7 protein-coding genes and 1 pseudogene are annotated in these 10,144 nt (G+C 62.8%); 3 read left to right on the plus strand and 5 right to left on the minus strand.

The window, feature by feature from the left end; genetic code table 11:
* The first annotated feature begins 546 nt into the window (after window positions 1–546).
* The gene (gene rpoD / locus CIC12_RS03390; RefSeq protein WP_168662179.1) at window positions 547–2,541 is read left to right on the plus strand and encodes an RNA polymerase sigma factor RpoD; all 1,995 of its coding nucleotides are present in this window, start codon (window positions 547–549) and stop codon (window positions 2,539–2,541) included.
* A gap of 51 nt (window positions 2,542–2,592) precedes the next feature.
* Here the strand turns inward: rpoD and CIC12_RS03395 are convergent, their stop codons facing one another.
* Window positions 2,593–2,979, minus strand: coding sequence for a hypothetical protein (locus CIC12_RS03395; protein WP_168662181.1), 387 nt, complete (start codon window positions 2,977–2,979; stop codon window positions 2,593–2,595).
* Window positions 2,980–3,461: 482 nt separating this feature from the next.
* Here CIC12_RS03395 and CIC12_RS03400 point away from each other — a divergent pair, with 482 nt between their 5' ends.
* Entirely contained in the window at window positions 3,462–3,938 is a 477-nt protein-coding gene (locus tag CIC12_RS03400) for a PRC-barrel domain-containing protein (protein WP_168662183.1), read from the plus strand.
* A 321-nt stretch (window positions 3,939–4,259) separates the two neighbouring features.
* Here CIC12_RS03400 and CIC12_RS03405 read toward each other — a convergent pair whose 3' ends face one another.
* The 4 genes from CIC12_RS03405 to CIC12_RS03420 form a co-directional block, all read right to left on the minus strand.
* Window positions 4,260–5,468 (minus strand): aminotransferase-like domain-containing protein, encoded by a 1,209-nt coding sequence (locus CIC12_RS03405; RefSeq protein ID WP_168662185.1) that lies wholly within the window; start codon window positions 5,466–5,468, stop codon window positions 4,260–4,262.
* A gap of 133 nt (window positions 5,469–5,601) precedes the next feature.
* Window positions 5,602–6,774, minus strand: a complete 1,173-nt coding sequence (locus CIC12_RS03410; RefSeq protein ID WP_168662187.1) for an FAD-dependent oxidoreductase — start codon at window positions 6,772–6,774, stop codon at window positions 5,602–5,604.
* 117 nt (window positions 6,775–6,891) lie between these two features.
* Window positions 6,892–8,391, minus strand: coding sequence for an L-piperidine-6-carboxylate dehydrogenase (amaB, locus tag CIC12_RS03415; protein WP_168662190.1), 1,500 nt, complete (start codon window positions 8,389–8,391; stop codon window positions 6,892–6,894).
* 555 nt (window positions 8,392–8,946) lie between these two features.
* Window positions 8,947–9,834: a LysR family transcriptional regulator gene (locus CIC12_RS03420; RefSeq protein ID WP_168662192.1), complete on the minus strand. Its 888-nt coding sequence runs from the start codon at window positions 9,832–9,834 to the stop codon at window positions 8,947–8,949.
* 170 nt (window positions 9,835–10,004) lie between these two features.
* Between CIC12_RS03420 and CIC12_RS03425 the strand changes: the two are divergent.
* Window positions 10,005–10,144: pseudogene (locus tag CIC12_RS03425) on the plus strand (electron transfer flavoprotein subunit beta/FixA family protein); the annotation flags it as partial.

The following is a 10,144-nucleotide window of genomic DNA, read 5'->3' on the forward strand; positions in this document are numbered from 1 at the left end:
ACCCGGCACCGCGTCGTTCTGCGTCGCTGCATCTGCAGCAGAGAAACGAGATTATGGAGAACGGTCGCCATGTCGTCAAGCCCCCACTGTGAATTTTCTTTGAAGACACACGCGGCACAACACCAGAGCACGCGCGCCTCACAACCTCACATATAGATAGGGCGAGAGCGCCGGAACTGATCCCGTCGCAGGAGGACAAACAGTTCTATCTATGCAGAAGGCAACGTGCAACCTACAAGCAGACGGTGTCGCGTCGCTCAAAGCATGCCGCTGCGCGCTCCCGGGCAAAGCTACAAGCGCTCCCGCGACAACTTGCGCGATTAATTGGTGTGCCCCCATGAGCGCGAAGGCGCAAGCTCGTATATAATGCGAGCCGCGCGAATTTCGCATATTTCTATCGGCCCGCTTCAAGCGGGCTCATCTTTTTTGCTCCCCAAGAGCACACCCAAACAACCGCGTTGAGTCACTCAGGTGATGTTGAGCCATGCTCGAAACGCCTGACGGTCGCGTCTTGCGTCTCATAGCGAAGCCTCTAGAGGAGAATACGTGAACCCTTTTGATCGCGAAGATTCGCAACACGAAAACGCCGGCTACAGCGGCAAAGCCCCCTCCGGTCGCACGGCCAAGGGCAAGGGCGCCGGCAAAGCGATCCCCGTTGCGGCCGAATTGCCGCCGCAACAAGCCGAAGAACGTCAGCGCCAGATGCGCGCGCTGATTCAGCTGGGTAAGGAGCAAGGCTACCTGACCCACGCGCAGATCAACGACCATCTGCCCGACAACTTCGCACAAACCGCGGCGATCGACAGCATCGTCAGCGCGTTCGGCGACATGGGCGTCCAGGTCTACGAACAGGCGCCCGACGCTGAAACGCTGCTGCTCAACTCGAACGCCCCCGCCGTAGTGTCGGACGATCAGGCGGACGAGGAAACCGAAGTCGCGTTGTCCACCGTCGACTCCGAATTCGGCCGCACGACCGACCCGGTGCGTATGTATATGCGCGAAATGGGCGCGACCGAACTGCTGACGCGCGCCGGCGAAATCGCCATTGCGAAGCGCATCGAAGACGGCCTCCACGAAATGGTGCAAGCCATTGCCGCCTGCCCGCTTGCGATCTCAGCGATTCTGGCGAGCGCCCAGCAGGTCGCCGACGGCGAGCTGCGCATCGACGAACTGGTCGACGGTCTGAATGAAGACACGGTCGCGGCGGAAGAAGACGCGAGCGCCGACACGGCAGCCGACGTCGACACAGACTCCGATGAAGACGACGACAGCGATAGCGACGACGACGTCGGCCCGGCCGACTCGTCGGCGGCGGACGAAGCGCGCCTGAAGCAGCTCACGAGCGACTGCCTCGAAATCTTCGCCCAGGTTGGCATGCTGTCCGACCAGATGAACGCGTCGCACACGCGCGGCGATGTCACGTCGAAAGCGTATCTGCGCGCGCGCGAAGAGATCCAGCAGCACCTCGCCAAGATCCGCTTCACCGCACGCACGATCGACCGCCTGTGCGGCGACGTCCAGCACCAGGTCGCGCAAGTGCGCGCGATCGAACGCAACATTCTGCAAATCGTCGTCACGAAGAGCGGCATGCCGCGCGAGAAGTTCATCGAGTCGTTTGGCGGCCACGAAGCCGACCTCGGTTGGACGGAACGCGCAGCGCGTGGCAACACGTCGTATGGCGCGGCGCTGGAGCGTCATCTGCCGGCAATTCAGTCCGAGCAGCAGAAGCTGATCGACATCGAAGCCACCGTTTCGCTGCCGCTGAAGCATCTGAAAGAGGTCAACCGCAAGATGGTCGCGGCCGAATCGAAGATGCGCAAGGCCAAGAGCGAGATGATCGAGGCGAATCTGCGTCTCGTGATCTCGATCGCGAAGAAGTACGTGAACCGCGGCATGCTGTTCCTCGATCTGATCCAGGAAGGCAACATCGGCTTGATGAAGGCCGTGGACAAGTTCGAATACCGGCGCGGCTGGAAGTTTTCGACGTATGCAACGTGGTGGGTCCGCCAGGCCGTGACGCGCTCGCTCGCCGACCAGGCCCGCACGATTCGCGTGCCGGTGCACATGATCGAAACGATCAACAAGCTCAACCGCATTTCACGCGAAATCCTGCAGCAGACGGGTATGGAAGCACATCCGTCGGTGCTCGCGGAGCGCATGGAACTGTCGGAAGAGAAGGTGCGCGGCATTCTGAAGATCGCCAAGCAGCCGGTGTCGATGGAAACGCCGGTCGGCGACGACGGCGACGCCACGCTCGGCGACATGATCGAAGACTCGGCCGCGTCCTCGCCGGCCGATGCGGCGATGCAAGCCGACTTGCGCGCCGCCATCGACGATGCGCTCGACTCGCTCTCGCCGCGCGAAGCGAAGGTGCTGCGTATGCGCTACGGCATCAACACGAAGTCGGACCACACGCTCGAAGAAGTCGGCAAGCAGTTCGACGTGACGCGCGAGCGAATTCGTCAGATCGAAAGTAAGGCCATGCGCAAGCTGATGCATCCGAGCCGCGCCGATCGACTGAAGTCGTTCCTCGACCGCTAAATTAGCGATCACGCTTGCCGTGCGTCCTGCACGGCAAGCGCCCCTCCCTCCTCAAACAAGCAGCGAAACGATCCCGCCAACGGTGATGCCCGCTGCCAGCCAGCGCCCAGCCGTGTAGAACGCATTGCCGTCGTCGTGAGGCTGGTCCGGCCGTTCGAGTCCGAGCGTGCCGTACGCAAACGACTGCACTGCCGACGCGCCTGCTGCCGGCGCGCTGTCTGTCTTCGTGGAATCGCTTCCCGCCTCTTCCTGCGCCGTGTTTCCATCCTGATCCGCCGCGGCTGCGCCTTCGGCGGAGATGTGGACGGCGTCGTCCTGCGCGGATGTCGTCGAGGTCGCGGTCGGCGCGGCGGTGACGCCGTTCGCCGCGGGCAGGCTGTTAGCCGCCGCGCGATCCGCACCCAGTCGGATCGACGACAATGCGCTGTCGATTTGCATGGCTATCTCCGTTCGTTACGCTCAAGACATGTGCTGCGCCATCTGCCAGTGCGAATCAAACCTGCTCGGTGATGGCGTCGCGTATGACGGGCCGCGGTTGGTCGCACCGCCGGTCACAAGATCTATCGACGCCGATCGGCGGCACTTGAGCCTCTGTAAGGTGCGGTAAGCGTAAACCGGTATTTGCCGTGTCGTCGAACCTGACGATGCGCCTGAAAACAAACGCGCGCCGCCCACCGGGTCATCCGAACCGCCCGAGGCAGCACACGCAACCCGCGCATAACTTTCACCCGCCAGAGGTGCGCAGCGCCCCCTTTGCACGCCGCGGCGCCGCCCGGCCGCATGACGCGCACCGGCTTCAGAGCCCGAGCCAGCGGATCACAGCCAATCCCGACCGTGCGCCGCTTTCCACCCAGCCCACCTTCCCGACTGGGCATAGTCGTTGCGCGTCCCTGTGCATGCTTTTTCACGAGGAGCAGATCATGACTACGCTCGATCCCCAAGGGCCGGCAGCCGCCGGCGAGCAAGGCGCGAACATCGTCGGCGCAGGTATGGGCGACGGTCCCGGACCGGATGTAATGGCCGCGTCCACGCTCGACGGCAATAAGGTGATGTCATCCGATGGCGAACATGTCGGCAAAATCTCCGCCATCATGCTCGACGTGCGTGGCGGACGGATTGCGTATGCGGTGCTGTCCAGCGGGGGCTTTCTCGGGATAGGCGACTCGCTGCACGCGATTCCGTGGAGCGCCCTCACGCTCGACACCGACGACAAATGCTTCCTGCTCGACGCATCCGCCGAGCGAATCAAAACCGCGCCCAGTTTTGACAAGGACAACTGGCCTTCGATGGCGGATAGGCAGTGGGGCACGTCCGTGCACGCGCACTACAACCGGTCGCCTTATTGGTCGCCAACACGGGATGCGGTGAAAGAACGCGAATCGGATTCGAATTTATGAGGATGACGTGGCATGCGCGCGACTGCCGCTGAGCAAGATGTGTTGTCCACAGAAATTGGGCACAAGCCTGTGGACAACATGCTCATGAGTCAGGCAAGTCATTGAGCGCATTGATTTTCATGCGCGCGCTCTCAATGAGTCGCAGCCTTCGCCCATACCGCGCAAGCCGCTGTTCATTGCAGCGCCGTCAAGGCGCTTTCGTAACGGGCAGCCGTGGTTGCGGTTGCGCCTTGTCCGCCGTGTGTGGACGGCCAAAACGAACTCGCTCGGCACGCCTGCTTGTCAGGCGAAGCAGAAACCCGGCGACGGGTCTTAATCGCTCTATCGCGCGTCGACGAAATGTTCGAGGGCAAGCCTCATTCTCTGCACACCCGTTTCGATATCCTCCACGCCAGGCGCGGCGAATGACAGACGCAGAGCCGCCGCATCGACATTGTCTCTATAGAACGCGACGCCCGGCACGAACATCACGTTCTGCTCGATACAAACACGCAAATAATCGGCCGCATTCCCTCCCGCCTTCAATCGCGCCCATACGAACATACCGCCGGCCGGGCGATGAAACGCGATGTCCTGCGCCAATTGCGCATCGAGTGCATCACACAGCGCGCGGCACTTCCCCGCATACGCGTCGACGATGCAAGGCAAATGGCGCTCCAGCGCGCCGCTCGCAAGATACTCCGCAGCAATGGCCTGAGTCCACGACGGACTGCACAGATCGACGGTCTGCTTGGCGACCACGCAGCGGCGCAGAATTTCCGCATGCGCGACCATCCAGCCCACTCGCAAGCCCGGCGCGACGATCTTCGACAGACTCGAAAAATGCACCACCCAGTCGCGCGATTCCGGCACCCGCTCGCTCAACGCGAGCAGCGACGGCAACGCCTCGGCGCAAAAGCGCAAGTCGCCGTACGGGTCGTCCTCGACGATTAAAAAGCGGTGACGCGCCGCCAGCTTCAACAGCGCCATGCGCCGTTCGAGCGACAAGGTCGCGCCGGTCGGATTGGCGAACGTCGGCACCGTGTACAGCAGCTTCGGTGCCGTGCGAAGCGTGCCCGCTTCGAGCAGCGTGGCAAGCGCGTCGACATCGAGCCCGTGCCGATCGACGGGCACCGTCACGACGTCCGCCTGTTGCAGTTTCAGCGCCTGCAAAGTCGCCGGATAGGCCGGCTGTTCGACCAGCACCACGTCGCGAGGCGCGACCAGTATGCGCAGCAGCAGATCGAAGCCCTGCTGCGAACCGGTCGTCACGAGCAGATCCTGCGGCGCACATGGCGTGCCGCGGCGCGCCATCAGCTGCGCAAGCTGTTCCTTGAGGACCGCGAGGCCATCAGTCGGACCGTACTGCAGACACAGCGTGGGCTGTTGCAACGCGCGCGCAGCGGCAGCGTCGAGCCCTTCACGATCGAACAGATCGCTGGCCGGATAACCGCCCGCGAACGAGATCATGCCAGGCTGCGCGAGATACTTGAACAGCTCGCGAATCGGCGAGCCGGTCGGTGCTTCGAATGCGGGATTGAACGTGAACATGATGACGGGCCGCTCTGGGTCGATTTATTTGTCGAGGGGAAGACCGGCGTCGATTGTGGCCATCGAGCGGGTTGCGCGGCAAACGATATCTACGCACTACGTATTGCATTTTCCGCATCAACCGGCCGCGCGGCTACACCACGTTCTTCTCCACGATCGGCCGGTTGTCGAGCACACGTGCGAAGCTGAGCGGAGCGAGGTCGAGTGTCGTGTAGCGACCGTGCAGAATCAGTTCGCTGATGCCGCGTCCCGTCGCCGGACCTTGCTGCAAGCCGTGTCCGCTGAAACCGTTGGCGAAAATGCAGTTGTCGAGGTCAGGGTGATAACCGATGATCGCGTTCTGATCGAGCACGTTGTATTCGTAGTAACCGGACCAGCAGTTCTGCACGCGCAGCGCTTCGAATTGCGGCACACGATGCGCGAGCGTCGGCCAGATGACGTCGTCGAACAGTGCGTGATCGACTTCGTCGAGCGGCAGATCGTCGGGGTCGCGATTCGCAGCGGGCGAGGTGCCGCAAATGTACCCGTTGCCTTCAGCCCGGAAGTACACGCCGCTCGGGTCGATCAGCAACGGACAGCGTTCGAGCCGTGCCGGCGAACTCACGTTGAAAATACTGCGGCGCCGCGCATAGACCGGCAGGTCGATGCCGACCATCTGCGCGACCCGTCGCGACCAGGCGCCGGCGGCGTTCACGACCACGTCGCACGCATAGGTTTCGCCGTTCGCGGTCTGCACCTGCGTGACGCGTTTGCCGTCGCGCCGCACCGCAGTGACGTCGGCGGCGACGTAGCGCGCGCCGAGCGCCTGAGCCTTCTTGCGCAGCGCCTGCACGAGACCGTAGCCGTCGAACCAGCCCTCGCCGCTTTCGCCGTACGCACCGGCGACGAGATCATCGGTATTGAGCCAGGGAAAGCGCGACTTCAATCCACTCGCATCGAGCAGACTGATATCCGCGCCAAGACGCTTTTGCAGCGCGTGATTCTCACGCAGCGTGGTTTCGCCCGCGGCCGTCGCGAGAAACAGATAGCCGCCTTCGTGCAGATCGATTGACGGACGCGCACCGCCGACTTCGAGCCGCTCGCCGATCGAGCGCAAGAACTCGATACCGAACAGCGACATCTGAATGGACAGCGGCGTGGAGAATTGCTGACGGATCGACGCCGCCGACAACGCCGACGACGAACGCGCATACGTCGGATCGCGCTCGATCACCGTGACACAGACTGTCGGATCGGACAGCCGCAAGAAATACGCAATCGAGCTGCCAATCACCCCACCGCCGACGATCACGACTTTGGAACTCACGTCTTACTCCACGAGTAGCGTGGCCGCTCTGAAAACGCCGGGCGGCGCAAACGGATTGCTGAAACGCATTGCGCGCGGCGGCGACGGCCGCCGCGCATCAACGGGTTGCCGGCGCGCTCAGCCGATATTGAAGTCGATGCCCTGCGCGAGCGGCAATGCCGACGAGTAGTTGACCGTATTGGTCGCGCGGCGCATGTAAGCCTTCCACGCGTCCGAGCCCGACTCGCGACCACCGCCGGTTTCCTTCTCGCCGCCAAACGCACCGCCAATTTCCGCGCCGCTCGGCCCGATGTTGACGTTGGCGATACCGCAGTCGCTACCCGAATCGGACAGGAAACGCTCCGCTTCGCGCAGGTCGGTCGTGAACACGCACGACGACAGACCATGAACCGCAGCGTTGTTCGCTTCGACTGCGTCGGCGAAATCGGTATAGCGCAACACGTAGAGTATCGGCGCGAAGGTTTCCTTCAGCACGACCGCGGTTTGCGACGGCATTTCGACGATCGCCGGACGCACGTAGTAACCGCCTTCATAACCCTTCACATCGACACGCTCGCCGCCGAACACCTTGCCGCCTTCGGCCGTAGCCTGCTGCAACGCTTCCTGCATGCGCGCATAGGATTGCTTGTCGATCAGCGGCCCCATCAGCGTGCCCTTTTCGAGCGGATTGCCGATCGGTACCTTGCTGTACAGCTGCTTCAGACGTTCGATGGTCTTGTCATACACGCTCTCGTGTACGAACAGACGCCGCAGCGACGTGCAGCGCTGCCCCGCCGTGCCTACCGCCGAGAACAGGATGCCGCGCATCGCGAGTTCATGGTCAGCGGTTTGCGCAACGATGCCCGCGTTGTTGCCGCCGAGTTCGAGCAGCGAGCGGCCGAAGCGCTTCGCCACTTCCACGCCGACCGTGCGGCCCATTTCCGTGCTGCCCGTCGCGCTGACGATCGATGCGCGCGGATCGGCCACCAGCTTCGCGCCCACGTCGCGGCCGCCGTTGATGAGCGCGGTCAGGCCGGCCGGCGCGTCGCCGAACTCTTGCAGCGCCTCGTTGAGAATCTGGTTGACGGCGAGCGCGGTGAGCGGCGTCTTTTCCGACGGCTTCCAGATCACCGCGTTGCCGCAGACCAGCGCGAGTGCCGCATTCCACGACCACACCGCCGCCGGGAAATTGAACGCCGAGATCACGACGCAGGTGCCCATGGGATGCCATGTCTCCGCCATCCGGTGGCCGGGACGCTCCGAGGCGATCGTCAGGCCGTACAGCTGGCGCGACAGACCGACCGCGAAATCGCAGATGTCGATCATTTCCTGCACTTCGCCCATGCCTTCCTGGAGGATCTTGCCGGTTTCGAGCGTGATGAGGCTGCCGAGCGCCTGTTTTTTCTCGCGCAGACGGTTGCCGAGCAGCCGCACCAGTTCGCCGCGGCGCGGCGCAGGCACGTTGCGCCAGGCGGTGTACGCGTCTTTCGCGCGGGCGAGGGCCATGTCGACTTCCGCCACCGTGTTGACGGCCACGCGGCCAATGAGTTCGCCGGTGATGGGCGAATGAACCGCAAGGTCGCCGGCTTGCGCCGCGTGCGCGATGCCGAGATCGGCGAGGATAGTGGAAGCGTCCATGAAAACCCCTTTAATTTCCGATGCGAAACAAGAGTAAGTTCGGAAACTATACACGCGGGTTTTTATGGCTGCAAGAATATGTCGGCGGCAGGGAAATGCTAGTTGACATCGCGCAGGGAGGTTTCCATAAGGAAACTTTGAAAGACGGGGCGGCGGGCGGTGCGGCGTCGCGCTGGGGCCAGGCAAGCGCGCCTCGCGTTGCCGGGCTGGTCGGAATTCGTTCGGGCTGACCGTCGCGTTCAGCACTGCGCCCGTACGGTCGGTTCATAGCCGGACGACGCGTCGGCACTGGCCAGCGCCGATTGGGTTACAGCTGGGCCGAGCAATGCCGCGAGCAGGAACGACTTTTCGAAGGCTTGATGATGGCTACGCCCCACGCCGGTCGGCGCGAGTCTCGGAGACTGAACGCACAGCGATGTCGACGGCCGGCCGGTGGATCGAAGGAGAGCTTTTCAGTGCAGGCGAGCGCCACTGCGCATTTCACCCGCTTTTGCGCAACCCACTCTTCCAGCAGCGGCGTCATCGGTCGCCTTCAGACGCTCTTCAAAGCGTCGCTTACACCGCCGCCATCAGCCTGTCGACGAGCACCCGCGCGAAGGGCGGCAAGTCCTTGAGGCCGCGCACGCAGATCTTGAGCTTGCGTTCGGCCCAAGGATCGTTCAAGCCGACGATGGCGATCTGCATCGTCTTCGTATGCCGCAGCGCGACCGACTCCGGCACTACGCCGATGCCCACGCCCGCTTCGATCATCCTGCACGCGGCTTCGAAGTTGCCGACCTGGATGCGCAGCTTCAGACGCGCGCCTAGCGCATCGGCGGCGCTCGTGATGAACGCATGGATTGCGCTCGATGTGGGCAGGCTCACGAAGTTGGCGCCGAGCACCTGCGAGAAATCGACCGACGCCTGTTTCGCCAGTGCGTGATCGCATGATGTGACGAGAACCAGGCGATCGTCGCGATACGGCAGCATCTCCAGATGTTCCGCATGCACGTTGCCCGCGACGATGCCAATATCCGTCGCGCTATCCGCCACGCCTTTGACGATTTCGCCGCTCAGCACTTCGCGCAGATCGATGTTGACGTCCGGATGATCGCGCAGAAAATGACTCAGCACGGCGGGCATGAACTCGCTGATTGCAGTCGTGTTGGCCCAGATGCGCACGTGGCCCTTGATGCCCTCGCCGTACTCCTGCATGTCGCCCGCCAGATGCTCGACACGTTCGAGCACGAGCCGCGCATGATGCACGAACGCTTCGCCTGCGGGCGTCAGCGTCACGCCCTGGCTGGTTCGATACAGCAGCTTGACACCCAGTTGTTCCTCGAGATTCTTGACCCGGTTGCTGGCAGCCGGCGCCGACAGATGCGAGCGCTCCGCCGCGCGCGCGAGGTTCTGCGTGTCGGCGATATTCAGCAGCAAACGCAAATCCACGAAATCGAAATGCATGATGAAAGCCAGTGATGAAGCGCCGATGGGCACTCGCAAGACAAACAGCAATCTTAACCGGGCGCGAAGCACACGTTCGAAAAAACCGAATTCCCTGCGCCGGGGGTCTCTGTCACAGTGAAGCGGTTCCGCTTGCTGTCGATGCAGGCGTTTTATGTGGGGAGAGCGTGTTGAGGATTCTGGTGCCGGTCAAACGAGTGGTCGATTACAACGTGAAAGTCCGGGTCAAGTCGGACGGCACGGGCGTGGACATCGCGAACGTGAAGATGTCGATGAATCCGTTCGATGAAATCGCGGTGGAAGAAGCGGT

This window comes from Paraburkholderia sp. SG-MS1 (genome assembly GCF_012275575.1).
Taxonomy (GTDB): Bacteria; Pseudomonadota; Gammaproteobacteria; order Burkholderiales; family Burkholderiaceae; genus Paraburkholderia.